The sequence below is a fragment of the Trinickia sp. genome, from assembly GCF_036503415.1.
In the GTDB taxonomy this organism is placed as follows: Bacteria; Pseudomonadota; Gammaproteobacteria; order Burkholderiales; family Burkholderiaceae; genus Trinickia.
This window is the reverse complement of record NZ_DASXWY010000027.1, coordinates 18,353-32,087: the sequence shown is the minus strand read 5'-3', so window position 1 is coordinate 32,087 and position 13,735 is coordinate 18,353. Positions and strand designations below refer to the sequence as shown.

Below are 13,735 nucleotides of genomic sequence, written 5' to 3'. Positions count from 1 at the left end.
CATGTCGAACCCGGCACCCGGTTTGCGGGTCAACAAGGTCAGCAGAATCGAATCGATCGGGTTCAACGAAAAAGGAGACGCTCATGAATCTCATCCTCTGGCGTCACGCCGAAGCCGAAGACATCGCGTCGACAGATCTCGCCCGTCAACTGACCTCCCGTGGCCGCAAGCAAGCGCAGACGACGGCCAAATGGCTCAAATACCGTCTGCCGCCCGAGGCTCTGATTCTCGCGAGCCCCGCCGCGCGGACCGTCCAGACCGTCGAAGCCTTGACCGATCAATACCGGATCGTCAAAGAGATTGCGCCCGGCGCGCGCGCCGAAGCAGTCCTCACGGCCGCCGGCTGGCCGGAAGGCGCGGCCGAAACGGTCGTGATCGTCGGTCATCAGCCGACGCTCGGCCTCGTGGTCTCGCAACTCGTAGCGGGAAAAGCCACTGAGTGGTCCGTCAAGAAGTCCGGCGTCTGGTGGCTGGAAAGCCGAGCGCGCGACGGTCAGGCGCCGGTGCTGATCCGCGCCGTGATTTCGCCCGATCTCGCCTAGAATCGTCTGACAGTCGAATCGTGAAACATGCGTGTCGCTGATGCGACATGTCATCGCATTTACACGGGTTTGCCATGCGAGCGTCATCGGCGGTTACTACATTGGCAAACACACCGCATTCCTACATCTGATCAGGAACCTTTATGCGAGACCTGCCGACGCCCACCCTGCCCCTCGCTTTCATTCTTCCGCTCGATTCGCGCCGCCGACTTCCCCGCGCGGAGGAAACGATCACCGCGCAGCATCGGCTCCAGGTCGCCTGGGCACGCACGGACGAAGAATTGCGCGAAGCACAACGGCTGCGCTATCGCGTATTCGCCGAAGAAATGGGTGCACGCGTCGTCGGTCCAGCCGGTCTGGACGTGGACCCGTTCGATCCCTACTGCGATCACCTGCTCGTGCGCGATCTCGATACGCTGAAGGTCGTGGGCACATACCGTGTGCTGCCACCGCATCAGGCCGCCCGCGTCGGGCGTCTTTATGCCGAAGGCGAGTTCGATCTTTCGCGGCTCACCCACCTGCGCTCGAAGATGGTCGAAGTCGGTCGCTCATGCGTCCATCCGGACTACCGCAGCGGCTCGGTCATCATGTCGCTATGGGGCGGCTTGGGCGCCTATATGATGCAAAACGGCTATGAAACGATGCTCGGCTGCGCGAGCGTGCCGATGGCCGACGGCGGGCATTTCGCGGTGAACCTCTACGAATCGCTGCGCGAAAGCGCGTTGACGGCCCCGGAATATCGGGCGTTCGCGCATACACCGCTACCCGTCGAAGAGCTGCGTACGGGCGCAAAGGTGGCGCCGCCTCCGCTCGTGAAAGGTTATCTGCGGCTCGGCGCGAAAATTTGCGGCGCGCCCGCCTGGGATCCCGACTTCAATTGCGCGGATTTCCTGACGTTGTTCAGGCTCGCCGACATCAACGCGCGTTACGCGCGCCATTTCCTCGGCGAAACGTCCGCCCGCTGAGCGCACCGCCCCGCGGCTCAGTCGTCCGTATAAACGACGCGGTAGCGAATGCCGACCTTCTCCCATTCCGCAGCCTCTTGAACGAGGCTGTAGTCGGTCAATGGATTATTGGCCACCCACTCGTTGGGCAACCTGACTTCATAGCCGTTGCCCTTCTTTCCGACACGAATGCCCGGCAGCCCGACATCGGCTCGGCGCCGGCACAACAACGCGGCAAGCCGCAGGCAAAACAGCAGCGGCCATTCGACGTCGCGCGTCTGCGCCAGTTTTCCGAGCTTGCCGGCATGGCCGAGCACCAGCGCCGCAAGCCGCGCCTGGTCCGTACGCGAGAACCCGGGCATATCGGCATTGCTCGCGATATAGGCCGAATGCTTGTGATAAGCGCTGTGCGAAATCGACAATCCGATCTCGTGCAGCGCCGCCGCCCATGCGAGGAACATGCGGTCTTCGTCCGCATCGTCGGCGTTGTTCCTATCCGCCCCGCCGAGCTGATCGTAAAAACCGACCGCCAGATCGCGAATACGCTGCGCCTGCGCGCGGTCGACGCCATAGCGGCGCGTGAAGCCTTCGACCGTCACCGCACGCATGTCCTCGTGTTGCGTCCGCCCCAGCAGATCGTAGAGCACGCCGAGACGCAAGGCGCCGTCGGTCGTATCGACGTAATCGACGCCGAGTTCCTCGAACACAGCGAGCATGATCGACAGCCCGCCTGCAAGCACCGGCACGCGATCGGCCTTGAGCGCGATGAGCTTGAGCCGGTTCACGTTCTCGGCTTTGATCAGCGCGCGCTTGAGCCGCTCGAGCCCGCCGCGCGAAATGCCGTGCGAGATGCCGGCATCGTTGAAGCCGTTCGCCTCGACGAGTTCGGCGAGCGCGCGCGCCGTGCCCGACGAGCCGATCGCCTGATCCCAGCCCGCCTTCTTGTACTCGTGCGAAATGATTTGTATCTCGCGTTTCGCCGCGAGCTCGGCCTGCCGCATCGTGTACTCGTCCACGTTGCCGGCGGGGAAGAACTGCCGGCTATGACTCACGCAGCCGATGTAAAGGCTTTCCATGACGAGCGGGGTGTAATGCGAACCGATGATGAACTCGGTCGAGCCACCGCCGATATCGACCACGAGCCGCTTGCCCGAACTCGCGGGCACGGAATGCGCCGCTCCCGCATAGATGAGCCGCGCTTCCTCCCGCCCGGCGATGACTTCGATCGGAAAGCCGAGCGCCTTCTCGGCCTCGACGAGGAACTCGGGTGCGTTTTTAGCGACCCGCAGCGTGTTCGTCGCGACCGCGCGCACATGATCGGGATGAAAGTCCCGCAGGCGCTCGCCGAAACGTTTGAGCGCATTCCACGCCCGCTCCTGCGACGCGCTGTCGAGCATCTTGTCGGCGGACAGTCCAGCCGCGAGCCGCACGGGTTCGCGCAGCGCATCGACCTGATAAATCTGACTGCCGGCCGGCGTTTCCTCGACGCGACCCACAATGAGGCGGAAGCTGTTCGAGCCGAGATCGACCGAGGCAAGCAAATGCGGGGTGGTAGGCATGAGCGGAAACGTTTCCAGTCGCGCGAGAGGCGCCGCTCCGCGATTTCGAGCGGATGACGGCGCAACGCGGTTCAAAGTCGCCATTTTACGCACATAGGAGGGCACTCCGGTCATTCGCAGGGCACGCCTATTCCTCATTGCGCGCCCGCGCCGAGCAGCCGTCTCAAATTAGATCAATTACCCGTAGAATTGATGACATCGACGTTCATCTAAAAGACATTGGACTGTGAGACTTTCCGAGCAACCGTTCGCTTTTCCATCCGACCCTTCTCACTCACTACTACCGATGTCGGTGCGTTACCCTCTGCTCAATCGGGAATTGGGCATCCTCGGCTTCAACGAGCGCGTGCTCGCCCAGGCCGCTGACCCGGCGATACCGCTGCTGGAACGGCTGCGCTTCATCTGTATCACGAGCAGCAACCTCGACGAATTCTTCGAAATCCGCATGGCCGGATTGCAGGAACAGATGCGCGACAATCCGGGAGCGCTCGCGCCGGACGGCATGTCGCTGCAGCATGTCTACGATCTGGTCGTCGAGCGCGCGCAAAAACTCGTGCATCGCCAATACAGCATGCTGCACGAAACGATACTGCCGGCGCTCGAGGAGCAAGGCATCTACTTTCACGGCAGCGAAGCGTGGACGGCAGCCCAGACGCAGTGGGCGCACCGCTATTTCAACGACGAGCTGCTGCCCGTGCTCACCCCGATCGGGCTCGATCCCGCTCACCCTTTCCCCCGCGTGCTCAACAAGAGCCTGAACTTCGTCATCGAACTCGAGGGCAAGGACGCATTCGGTCGGCAAGCGGTCATGGGCATCGTGCAGGCGCCGCGTGCATTGCCGCGGCTCGTGCGCATGCCGCAGGAGCTCTCGGGGTTCACTCACGGGTTCGTGTTATTGAGTTCGTTCATGCAGCGTTTCGTGGGCGAGCTTTTTCCGAATCTCGTCGTGCGCAGCTGCAACCAATTCCGGATCACGCGCAACAGCGAGCTATTCGTCGACGAGGACGAAATCACCAATCTGCGCGTCGCCTTGCAAGGCGAGCTGCCGGCGCGCCATCTCGGCAATGCGGTACGGCTCGAAGTCTCGGCCGATACGCCGCCTCATCTCCTGCAGCGCCTGCTCGACGAAAGCGGCCTGAGCGAAAAGGACTGTTACCGGGTCGAGGGCCCCGTGAACCTCGTCCGTCTCATGCAGTTGCCGGAGATGGTCGACCGCCCCGACCTCAAGTTCGTGCCGCACGTGCCGGCCACATCGGAGCGGCTTGCCAATTCGGCGAATCATTTCGAAACGATCGATCAGGGCGATGTCCTGCTGCACCATCCGTACGAGAGCTTCCAGCCCGTGCTCGAGTTGCTCGTGCAAGCGGCGCAGGATCCGAACGTCATGGCGATCAAGCAGACGATCTATCGCACCGGCACCGACTCGCCGCTGATGGACGCGCTGATGCAGGCGGCGCGCAATGGCAAGGAAGTGACCGTCGTCGTCGAGCTGCTCGCACGCTTCGACGAAGAAACGAATATCAATTGGGCATCGCAGCTCGAGGCGGTGGGCGCGCACGTGGTCTATGGCGTCGTGGGCCATAAATGCCACGCGAAAATGATGCTGATCGTGCGCCGCGTGACGGAAAACGGCCGGTCCATGCTCAAGCGCTACGCGCACCTCGGTACGGGTAATTACCATCCGCGCACGGCAAGGCTCTACAGCGATTTCGGTTTGATGACTTCGGATCAGATGATCTGCGAAGACGTACACCATGTCTTCCAGCAATTGACGGGCATTGGCGGCGAGTTGAAGCTGCACGAGCTTTGGCAGTCTCCGTTCACGCTGCACCCGCGGCTCGTGGAAGCCATTCGCGCTGAGGCGGAAAACGCACGAGCCGGCAAAAAGGCGCGCATCGTCGCAAAGATGAACGCGCTGCTCGAGCCGACCGTGATCGCGGAGCTGTACGAGGCCTCCCAAGCGGGCGTCAAGATCGACCTGATCATACGCGGCGTCTGCTCGTTGCAGCCGGGAGTGGCTGGCCTCTCCGAGAACATCACCGTGCGATCGATCGTGGGCCGGTTTCTCGAGCATCATCGCATCTTTTACTTCTTCTCCAACGGCGACGAACGTGTCTACCTCTCGAGCGCGGACTGGATGGATCGCAACTTCTTCCGCCGCGTCGAAGTCGCATTCCCGATCCGGGACCGGCGCCTGAAGCGGCGCGTCATCGCCGAAGGGCTTTCCGGCTTCCTCGGCGACAATCAATCCGCCTGGGTCATGCAAAGCGATGGCCACTATCGGCGTTCACGTCCGGGCAAATCCTCGCGTAACGCGCAAGCGAGCCTGCTGACGAAGTTCGGTTGTTAGCCCCTGGGTTGCAGGCCCACCGCTCAGGCGTGCTGAGGTTGGCGGCGTACGGTTCGCTGCGCGGGAAACCGCACCGTGAAGACGCTGCCCCGCCCCTCTTCGCTTTTGACGTCGAGCACGGAATCGTGCCGCTGCAGCACATGCTTGACGATCGCGAGGCCGAGACCGGTGCCGCCTGTGTCGCGCGAACGGCTCCGATCGACGCGATAAAAGCGCTCGGTCAGGCGCGGAATGTCGTCTGCGGGAATGCCGAAGCCCGTGTCGGTCACCGAAAACGCCGCCGCGCCGCCAACGAGGTGCCATTCCACGCGGATGGACCCACCATCGGGCGTATAGCGGATCGCATTCGTGACGAGATTGCCGAGCGCACTGAGGATTTCCGTTTCCGTGCCGGTGACGGTCAAGGTGTCATCGCTATCGAACGCGATCTGATGGCGTCCACCCGACAGCGTGACCGCATCCTCCCGAAGGTGACGCAATACGGCGACCATGTCGATGGCGTGGTCGCTCGGCGGCTTGGCATCGCCTTCGAGCTTCGCCAGCACGAGCAGATCATCGACGATATGACGCATGCGCGACGCTTGCTGCTCCATCAGTTCGAGATAGCGCGCACGGTCGGCTTCGTCGAGCGGGAGCTCGCGCATCGTCTCCAGAAAGCCCGATAGGACCGTCAGCGGCGTCTTCAACTCGTGCGAGACATTGGCGACGAAATCGCGTCGCATCGAGTCGGTCCGCTCGAGCTCGGTGATGTCCGCCGAGAGAACGAGCTTGCGGTTCTCGCCGTAGGGAAACACCTGCACCGACAAGACGTTTTGCCGCTTATCGCCCATGCCGCGCATGATGAGCATCTGCTCGTACCGGTGCGAATTCAGATATCGCACGAACTCGGGATGCCGCACGAGGTGAGTGATGTGCTGGCGCAGATCGCGCCTGGCATCGAGTCCGAAATGCTCTTCGGCAATGGCATTGCACCATTCGATCTGATCGTGATCGTCGAGCATCGCGACGCCGTTCGGCGACGCCTGGATGGCCTGAATGAAGCGCGAATGTTGCTGCTCGACCTGACGGACCTGCGCGTGCCAGCGCTTCGCGAGCTTATGCAGCCGATAGTAGATCTCGCCCCAGACGCCCGGTGCGCTCGGGACCTGTCCGTAGACGGGCGCATCGAGCAGGCGCCAGAGCCTTTCCGTGTGATACGTGCCGAAGAAGCTTTGCACGACGAGCACGAGGAGTGCGAACGCGAGCGCCCATTTGACGCCGGCGAACGCACCGATGGCGGCGCTCGCGATTGCCAGCAGCACCAGCGATACGAGCGAGCGCGCCCAGATGATATTCATGCCTGCACGTGTTCGAAGAGCGAAAAATGGAACGCCGGTGCCCGGATCATGCGCTCTTGGCGAGCCGGTAGCCGCTGCCGCGCACCGTTTCGATCATAGCATCGCAGCCGGCCGGCTTGAGCGCGGCGCGCAAGCGCTTGATATGCACGTCGACCGTCCGCTCTTCGACGAATACGTGATCGCCCCAGACCTGGTCGAGCAGTTGCGTACGGCTATGTACACGCTCCGGATGTGTCATGAAAAAATGCAGCAGCCGGAATTCAGTCGGACCGAGATCGAGCTTGATCTCGCTGCCATCGGCATGTGCCGCGACGCGGTGCGTGGCCGGGTCGAGCTTGAGTCCGTTGATGGCCACGATGTCTTCCGTCAGTTGCGGAGCGCGCCGACGCAACACAGCCTTGATGCGGGCCATCAATTCCTTCGGCGAAAACGGCTTCGTGACGTAATCGTCCGCACCGATTTCAAGACCCAGCACCTTGTCCTGCTCGTCGCCACGCGCGGTCAGCATGATGATCGGAATATGTTTCGTGCGCTCGTTGTTGCGCAGGTCGCGCGCAAACGCGATACCCGACTTGCCCGGCAACATCCAGTCGAGCAAGACGAGATCGGGCAGCACGTCGCTGATCAGCGACTGCGCCTGTTCCGCGTTGTAGGCGCGGATCGGACAATGGCCCGCATGCTGCAGGTTGATCGAGATCAGCTCCGAAATGGCGGGCTCATCTTCGATGATGAGAATGCTGCTCGGCATCGTCACCTCTTGAGACGTTAACTAAGCGCTTCGCGTTCGAGCGCGTCGCGCGACTTGTGCCGCACGTCCGTGCCCTTCACGATGTAAATGATGAATTCGGCGATGTTCTTCGCGTGGTCGCCGATCCGCTCGATCGCCTTCGCGATGAACAGGTACTCGAGGCCCGCCGAGATCGTGCGCGGGTCTTCCATCATGTACGTGACGAGCTTGCGCACGAATGCGCGAAACTCCTCGTCGATCGCCTTGTCGTCCCGCACGATCTGCGCCGCCGCAACGGTATCGAGACGCGCGAACGCATCCAATGCGCGGCGCAGGATCGTCACGGCCATATCGCCCGAGACCTTGATCTCGGCGATGTTGACGGTGCGCGCCGCACCGTCTTCCATGAGCCGCTTCACACGCTTGGCAATTTTCTCGGCCTCGTCGCCCGCGCGCTCGAGGTTCGTGATCGTCTTCGAGATCGCGAGCAGCAAGCGCAGGTCCCGCGCCGCCGGCTGACGGCGCGCGATGATGTTGCTGCACTCCTCGTCGATCGCGACTTCCATCGTATTGACGGTTTCCTCAGCGGCGATCACCTGGTCGGCAATCTCCGCGTCGAATGCATTGAGCGCCTGCATCGCGCGCGTGATCTGCGCTTCGATCAGACCGCCCATTTCGAGCACTTTCGACGAAAGAAGGTTGAGATCCGCGTCGAACTGGCTGGACAGGTGCTTATCGGACATGGTGAACTCCCTCTCGATTCATCAGCCGAATCGGCCGGTGATGTAGTCCTCGGTTTCCTTGCGGACCGGCTTGATGAAAATCTTCTCGGTGTCGCCGAACTCGATCAGTTCGCCGAGATACATGTACCCGGTGTAATCGGAACAGCGCGCCGCCTGCTGCATGTTGTGCGTGACGATGACGACCGTGTAATCGTTCTTGAGCTCGGCGATGAGCTCCTCGACGCGCCCTGTCGAAATAGGGTCCAGCGCCGAGCAGGGCTCGTCGAGCAACAGCACTTCCGGCCGAATCGCGATGCCGCGCGCGATGCAAAGCCGCTGCTGCTGTCCGCCCGACAGGCCGTAGCCGCTCTGATTGAGCTTGTCCTTGACCTCGTTCCAGAGCGCCGCTTTCGTCAGCGCCCATTCGACGCGATCGTCCATTTCCGAGCGCGACAACGACTCGAACATTTTGACGCCGAATGCGATGTTGTCATAGATCGACATCGGAAACGGCGTCGGCTTCTGGAACACCATGCCGACGCGCGCGCGCAGCAGCGAAATGTCGCGCTTGCTCGTCAGCAGATCCTCGCCGTCCATGATGATGGCGCCCTCGGCGCGCTGCTCCGGATAAAGCGCGAACATCTTGTTGAACGTGCGCAGCAGCGTCGACTTTCCGCAACCCGACGGTCCGATGAACGCCGTCACCTTGCCCTCGGGAATCTGCATGTTGATGTTCTTGAGCGCGTGGTACTTGCCGTAATAGAAGTTCAGGTTCTTGACTTCGATCTTCGGAGCCGCCGGCGCGAGCGCCGAATCGCCGTGCGCGGGATCGAAGCCGGCCGGCGCCGCTGGGCGCTCGATGGGGTTCAAATGAGACTCTGCCATATTCATAGGGTCGCTCCGCCGTCACTTCTTGTGGAACATCGCGCGCGCGAGGATATTGAGTCCGAGCACACCGAGCGTAATCAGAAACACCCCGGCCCAGGCAAGCGATTGCCACTGCGGGAACGGGCTCATTGCGAACTTGTAGATGGTCACCGGCAGGTTCGCGATCGGTTGCCCCATATCGGTCGAGAAGAACTGGTTCGACAACGCGGTAAAGAGCAGCGGCGCGGTCTCGCCGGCGATACGCGCCACGGCGAGCAGCACGCCGGTCACGACGCCGGCGAGCGATGCCTTCAGCGTCACCGATAGAATCATGCGCCACTTCGGCACACCGAGCGCGACTGCCGCTTCGCGCAATGCGTTCGGCACGAGCAGCAGCATGTTTTCGGTCGTACGGATCACGATCGGAACCTGCAGCAAGGCGAGCGCGAGGGCGCCGGCCCAGCCGGAGAAGTGGCCCACCTTGGCGACCACGACCGCATAGACGAACAGCCCGATGACGATCGATGGCGCCGACAACAGGATGTCGTTGATGAAGCGCGTGGTATTCGCAAACCAGCCCTTCTTCCCGTACTCGGCCAGATAGACGCCGGCGAGCACGCCGATCGGCGTACCGATGACCGTCGCAACGAGGACGAGAACCAGACTGCCGACGATGGCATTCGCCAGACCGCCGCCGTCCGTATTGGGCGGCGGCGTGGACTGCGTGAACAGTTGAACCGAAAGACCGCCCACGCCGAGACTCAGCGTCGTATAGAGAATCCACACGAGCCAGAGCAGCCCGAACGCCATCGCTGCGAGCGACAACGCCAGCGCGAACGCATTGATGCGGCGGCGGTGGCGCTGCAGGCGGTCGCGCGTTGCCGCGAAGACTTCGGGGCTCGCCGAACCGGGTATATGTTGAGCGGGACGGTTCATTTGGTGCCCTCGCCTTGCTCGAGCCTCAGCAGCATGAATTTGGAAAACGCGAGCACGATGAACGTAATCACGAACAGGATCAGGCCCAGCTCCATCAATGCGGACGTGTGCAAACCCGGCGACGCTTCGGCGAACTCGTTCGCGAGCGCGGAAGTGATGCTGTTGCCCGGCGCAAAGAGCGACACGCTGCTCAAGAGATTCGTATTACCGATGACGAACGTGACGGCCATCGTTTCGCCGAGCGCGCGTCCGAGCCCGAGCATGATGCCGCCGATGACGCCGTTTTTCGTGAACGGCAGCACGATCCTCCACATGACCTCCCAGGTCGTGCAACCGATCCCATAAGCCGACTCCTTGAGCAGTACGGGCGTCACTTCGAAGACGTCCCGCATGACCGAGGCGATGTACGGAATGATCATGATGGCGAGGATCACCCCCGCGCACAAAATGCCGATACCGATCGGCGGCCCCTGGAAGAGCGCGCCGACTAACGGAATCGAACCGAGTACCTCGCCGATGGGCTTTTGGAAAAAGCGCGCGAAGATCGGCGCGAACACGAGCAAGCCCCACATACCGTAGACGATCGACGGAATGGCAGCCAGCAATTCGATGGCGATGCCGAGCGGCCGGCGCAACCACGTCGGCGAGAGCTCGGTCAGGAACAGCGCGATGCCGAAGCTGACGGGCACCGCGATGACGAGTGCGATGAGCGACGTGGCGATCGTGCCGTAGATCGGGACCAGCGCGCCGAAAGTGTCGTTGGGCGGATCCCAATCGGCGGTCCACAGAAAGCTCAGACCGAACTTGTGGATCGTCGGCAACGAGGCGACGAAAAGCGAGACGATGATCCCGCCAAGCGAAAGGAGCGTGACGATCGCGGCAAGCCGGGCGAGGCCGCCGAAGACGATATCGCCCAACCGGCTGGGCTCTTTTTGCGCCTGACTGGCCGGCGGCGATGCGACGTTGATCTCGGACATGTCTGCGTAATCCTTTGCCGCACTGTTCGCCATGCGGCCGGTAGCGTTACCCGGGGAGAAGGCGCTGTGGCCCTCCCCCGGGCGTCCTCTGGACCGGCTTACTCAGCCAGCGCCTTGCCCGAACCGTCCTTCACCTTCGCTTTCCACTGCGTACGGATTTCCGAAACGACCGACTGCGGCAGCGAGATGTAGTCGAGGCTGTCCGCCGCCGGCGTCCCGTTCTTGAACGCCCAGTCGAAGAACTTCAGCGTTTCCTTGCCCTGCTCGGGCTTGTCCTGCGCAGTATGCAGCAGCACGAACGTCGCGCCGACGACCGGCCATGCGTCCTTGCCCGGCTCGTTCGTGAGGATCTGGTAGAACGACTTCTTCCAGTCCGCGCCCGCCGCCGCGGCCTTGAACGTCTCCGTCTTCGGCTCGACAACCGTACCCGCGCTGTTCTTGAGCGACGTGTAGGTCATGTGGTTCTGCTTCGCGTAGGCCCACTCGACATAGCCGATCGCGCCCGGCAGACGTTGCACGAATGCGGCGACGCCATCGTTGCCCTTGCCGCCCGTACCGGTCGGCCAGTTGACCGTCGTGCCTTCGCCGATCTTCGACTTCCACTCGGGGTTGACCTGCGAGAGGTAATGCGTCCAGATGAACGACGTGCCCGAGCCGTCGGCGCGGCGGACCACGGCGATATCGGTATCGGGCAGCTTGGCTTTCGGGTTCAACGCAACGATCGCCGGATCGTTCCACTTCTTGATCTTGCCGAGATAGATGTCGCCGAGTACTTCGCCCGACAAAACGAGTTCGCCTGCCTTCACGCCCGGCACGTTGACGACGGGCACCACGCCGCCGACCACCGTCGGGAACTGAAAGAGACCGTCCTTGGCCAGAGCGTCATCCTTCAGCGGAGCGTCCGAGCCCGCGAAATCGACGGTCTTGGCAATGATCTGCTTGATGCCACCCGACGAGCCGATGCCTTGGTAGTTGACCTTGGCGCCACCGCTCTTCTGATAGGCGTCGGCCCATTTGGTGTAGATCGGTGCGGCAAACGTGCTGCCCGCGCCGGTAATGTCAGCGGCCTGCGCGGAGAGCGCGAAAAGCGCCGCGGCAACGCCGGCGAACGCAGTCTGCATCAATTTCATGGATTACCCCCAGTGGTGTGGTCGTGTGGATCGACACCGGGGAGATTAGGTAGTTATTGTGACAGTAATATGACCGGAAGTTGACGCCCTGTCATGGTCGCAATGGAGCAATGAAGCAACTTTGTCGGAAATTGACCGACGATAGATCCAATTTTTGGGACGAAGTCAACAAAACTTCGCACCCGGAATATGACGGTCGGTCAGCAAAAACTACATGAACGAAACGCCGCGGATCGCGGCGTTTTTTCCGTTCCGGCGCCCTACGCCGTCTCGCGCTCCGCCACCTGGGCAATGTTTTCGGCGCAACGCACGGCGAGTTCGCGTTCGCGCGCTTCGACCATGACACGCAACACCGGCTCCGTGCCGGAGGCCCGAATCAGCACGCGGCCATTGCCGGCCAGCAAACGTTCGGCTTCCGCAACTGCACGCCCCAGCGCCGCGCTCTCCTTCCACTTGGCGCCCGCGCGCATCCGTACATTGATGAGCTTTTGCGGGAACAGCGTCAAATCGGCCAGATGCTCCGCCAATGTGCGGCCGCTGCGCTTGAGCGCAGCCAGCACGAGCAGCGCCGATACGATGCCATCGCCGGTGCTGTGGCGATCGAGCGAGAGGATATGGCCCGAGCCCTCCGCGCCAAGCTGCCATCCATGTTCGTGCAACTGCTCGAGCACGTAGCGGTCGCCCACCGCCGCCCGGACGAATTGCACCCCTTCGCGGACCAGGGCCACTTCCACCGCCATGTTGGTCATCAGCGTTCCGACGGCGCCGGCTACCCGGCCTTCGGTCGCGATCCGATCCTTCACGAGCAGATAAAGCAATTCGTCGCCGTTATAGAGCCGCCCCTCGCCGTCGACGATCTGCAGGCGATCCGCATCCCCGTCGAGCGCAATACCGAGATCGGCACGATTCGCGAGTACGGCGCGCACGAGCGCATCGGGCGCCGTCGCGCCGACGCCGTCGTTGATATTGAATCCATTCGGCGCGACGCCGATCGAGATGACCTCGGCTCCGAGTTCGTGGAATACGTGCGGCGCGATGTGATAGGCCGCACCGTGCGCACAATCGAGAACGATCTTCAATCCGTGCAGATCGAAGGCGGCCGGGAATGTGCTCTTGCAGAATTCGATGTAGCGCCCCGCCGCGTCGTCGAGCCGCCGCGCCTTGCCGAGCCGCTCGGACGGCGCGCATTCCAATGGCTCGTCGAGTGCGCTTTCGATCATCGCTTCGACCTCGTCGGGAAGCTTGTTGCCGTCCGCGCTGAAAAACTTGATGCCGTTATCGTAGTAAGGGTTGTGCGATGCGCTGATCACAACGCCCGCCGAGAGCCGCAGCGCCCGCGTCAGATAGGCGACGGCCGGCGTCGGCATCGGCCCGGCCAGCATCACATCCACTCCCGCAGCCGAGAACCCGGCTTCGAGGGCGGCTTCCAGCATGTAGCCGGATACGCGCGTGTCCTTGCCGATCAGCACCGTGGGCCGCGAGCCAGGCTTGGCCACCCGGCGGTCGGCGCCCGCCAGCACCTTTCCCGCAGCGTAGCCGAGCCGCAATACGAAATCGGGCGTAATGGGCGCCTCACCGACTTTGCCCCGCACTCCATCGGTACCGAAATAGCGTCGTGCCATTCTCTTTTTTCCTTATCCAGTT

12 protein-coding genes are annotated in these 13,735 nt (G+C 62.4%); 3 read left to right on the top strand and 9 right to left on the bottom strand.

Annotation, left to right across the window (positions count from 1 at the left end; translation table 11 throughout):
- Positions 1-83: 83 nt before the first annotated feature.
- Together VGL01_RS04010 and VGL01_RS04005 are read left to right on the top strand one after the other, a co-directional pair.
- The gene (locus tag VGL01_RS04010) at positions 84-542 is read left to right on the top strand and encodes a SixA phosphatase family protein (RefSeq protein ID WP_331567314.1); all 459 of its coding nucleotides are present in this window, start codon (positions 84-86) and stop codon (positions 540-542) included.
- A 143-nt stretch (positions 543-685) separates the two neighbouring features.
- Positions 686-1,507 carry a GNAT family N-acetyltransferase gene (locus VGL01_RS04005; protein ID WP_331567312.1) on the top strand — a complete coding sequence of 274 codons (822 nt, stop codon included), beginning with the start codon at positions 686-688 and terminating at the stop codon, positions 1,505-1,507.
- 17 nt (positions 1,508-1,524) lie between these two features.
- Here the strand turns inward: VGL01_RS04005 and ppx are convergent, their stop codons facing one another.
- Positions 1,525-3,129 carry an exopolyphosphatase gene (gene ppx, locus VGL01_RS04000; RefSeq protein ID WP_414720167.1) on the bottom strand — a complete coding sequence of 535 codons (1,605 nt, stop codon included), beginning with the start codon at positions 3,127-3,129 and terminating at the stop codon, positions 1,525-1,527.
- Between the two features lie 202 nt (positions 3,130-3,331).
- Here ppx and ppk1 point away from each other — a divergent pair, with 202 nt between their 5' ends.
- Positions 3,332-5,395 carry a polyphosphate kinase 1 gene (ppk1, locus tag VGL01_RS03995; protein ID WP_331567309.1) on the top strand — a complete coding sequence of 688 codons (2,064 nt, stop codon included), beginning with the start codon at positions 3,332-3,334 and terminating at the stop codon, positions 5,393-5,395.
- A 23-nt stretch (positions 5,396-5,418) separates the two neighbouring features.
- Here the strand turns inward: ppk1 and phoR are convergent, their stop codons facing one another.
- The 8 genes from phoR to glmM form a co-directional block, all read right to left on the bottom strand.
- Positions 5,419-6,732, bottom strand: coding sequence for a phosphate regulon sensor histidine kinase PhoR (phoR, locus tag VGL01_RS03990; RefSeq protein WP_331567307.1), 1,314 nt, complete (start codon positions 6,730-6,732; stop codon positions 5,419-5,421).
- 46 nt (positions 6,733-6,778) lie between these two features.
- Positions 6,779-7,480 carry a phosphate regulon transcriptional regulator PhoB gene (gene phoB / locus VGL01_RS03985; RefSeq protein ID WP_173260138.1) on the bottom strand — a complete coding sequence of 234 codons (702 nt, stop codon included), beginning with the start codon at positions 7,478-7,480 and terminating at the stop codon, positions 6,779-6,781.
- Between the two features lie 17 nt (positions 7,481-7,497).
- Positions 7,498-8,202 (bottom strand): phosphate signaling complex protein PhoU, encoded by a 705-nt coding sequence (phoU, locus tag VGL01_RS03980; RefSeq protein ID WP_331567305.1) that lies wholly within the window; start codon positions 8,200-8,202, stop codon positions 7,498-7,500.
- Between the two features lie 21 nt (positions 8,203-8,223).
- The gene (gene pstB / locus VGL01_RS03975; RefSeq protein WP_331567303.1) at positions 8,224-9,072 is read right to left on the bottom strand and encodes a phosphate ABC transporter ATP-binding protein PstB; all 849 of its coding nucleotides are present in this window, start codon (positions 9,070-9,072) and stop codon (positions 8,224-8,226) included.
- 15 nt (positions 9,073-9,087) lie between these two features.
- On the bottom strand, positions 9,088-9,984 hold the full coding sequence (pstA, locus tag VGL01_RS03970; RefSeq protein ID WP_331567301.1) for a phosphate ABC transporter permease PstA: 897 nt from the start codon (positions 9,982-9,984) through the stop codon (positions 9,088-9,090).
- Complete coding sequence (pstC, locus tag VGL01_RS03965) at positions 9,981-10,961, bottom strand: phosphate ABC transporter permease PstC (protein ID WP_331567299.1); 981 nt, start codon at positions 10,959-10,961, stop codon at positions 9,981-9,983. Before pstC ends, pstA begins: the two co-directional genes overlap by 4 nt.
- Positions 10,962-11,059: 98 nt before the next feature.
- Positions 11,060-12,091, bottom strand: coding sequence for a phosphate ABC transporter substrate-binding protein PstS (gene pstS / locus VGL01_RS03960; RefSeq protein WP_331567297.1), 1,032 nt, complete (start codon positions 12,089-12,091; stop codon positions 11,060-11,062).
- A 260-nt stretch (positions 12,092-12,351) separates the two neighbouring features.
- Positions 12,352-13,713 (bottom strand): phosphoglucosamine mutase, encoded by a 1,362-nt coding sequence (glmM, locus tag VGL01_RS03955; protein ID WP_331567295.1) that lies wholly within the window; start codon positions 13,711-13,713, stop codon positions 12,352-12,354.
- Positions 13,714-13,735: the final 22 nt, after the last annotated feature.

What these genes read in the sequence shown, in the direction of transcription:
- pstC (WP_331567299.1), bottom strand. Translation starts at nt 10,961, where the DNA reads ATGTCCGAGATCAACGTCGCATCGCCGCCGGCCAGTCAGGCGCAAAAA.
- ppx (WP_414720167.1), bottom strand. Translation starts at nt 3,129, where the DNA reads ATGGCGACTTTGAACCGCGTTGCGCCGTCATCCGCTCGAAATCGCGGA.
- VGL01_RS04005 (WP_331567312.1), top strand. Translation starts at nt 686, where the DNA reads ATGCGAGACCTGCCGACGCCCACCCTGCCCCTCGCTTTCATTCTTCCG.
- VGL01_RS04010 (WP_331567314.1), top strand. Translation starts at nt 84, where the DNA reads ATGAATCTCATCCTCTGGCGTCACGCCGAAGCCGAAGACATCGCGTCG.
- pstB (WP_331567303.1), bottom strand. Translation starts at nt 9,072, where the DNA reads ATGAATATGGCAGAGTCTCATTTGAACCCCATCGAGCGCCCAGCGGCG.
- phoB (WP_173260138.1), bottom strand. Translation starts at nt 7,480, where the DNA reads ATGCCGAGCAGCATTCTCATCATCGAAGATGAGCCCGCCATTTCGGAG.
- pstS (WP_331567297.1), bottom strand. Translation starts at nt 12,091, where the DNA reads ATGAAATTGATGCAGACTGCGTTCGCCGGCGTTGCCGCGGCGCTTTTC.
- phoU (WP_331567305.1), bottom strand. Translation starts at nt 8,202, where the DNA reads ATGTCCGATAAGCACCTGTCCAGCCAGTTCGACGCGGATCTCAACCTT.
- phoR (WP_331567307.1), bottom strand. Translation starts at nt 6,732, where the DNA reads ATGAATATCATCTGGGCGCGCTCGCTCGTATCGCTGGTGCTGCTGGCA.
- pstA (WP_331567301.1), bottom strand. Translation starts at nt 9,984, where the DNA reads ATGAACCGTCCCGCTCAACATATACCCGGTTCGGCGAGCCCCGAAGTC.
- glmM (WP_331567295.1), bottom strand. Translation starts at nt 13,713, where the DNA reads ATGGCACGACGCTATTTCGGTACCGATGGAGTGCGGGGCAAAGTCGGT.
- ppk1 (WP_331567309.1), top strand. Translation starts at nt 3,332, where the DNA reads ATGTCGGTGCGTTACCCTCTGCTCAATCGGGAATTGGGCATCCTCGGC.